Annotated in this window: 1 protein-coding gene; it reads right to left on the reverse strand. The window is 63.3% G+C overall.

Going from position 1 to position 297, the window contains the following annotated elements; translation table 11 throughout:
* A partial coding sequence (locus tag EN874_RS33090) for an extracellular solute-binding protein (RefSeq protein ID WP_127428869.1) occupies positions 1–297 on the reverse strand: 297 nt, incomplete at both ends.

Consider the following 297-nt stretch of genomic DNA (forward strand, 5'->3'; position numbering starts at 1 on the left):
GCCGGTTGCCGGGCTTGGCGATGCCGAAGGCGCTGCGCTTGACGGGAATAGAGCCCGCTTCCGAGAGCTTCGCCTGGGTCTCCGCGCTGACATACCATTTCAGGAACTCGATCGAGTTCGCCTTGTTGGGCGCCGATTTCGGCACGCCGGCGATGAAGATGCCCATCTGCGCGATTGCCTTCTCCTTTTTCGGCACGACGCCGAAATCGAGCTTGCCGGCCACCTTGGTCTGCGCCGGATCGTCGGCCTTCAGCGCATTGCCCGAATACTGGATGATGGCACCGGCATCGCCGCCGA

The organism is Mesorhizobium sp. M1D.F.Ca.ET.231.01.1.1, from assembly GCF_003999155.2.
GTDB lineage: Bacteria > Pseudomonadota > Alphaproteobacteria > Rhizobiales > Rhizobiaceae > Mesorhizobium.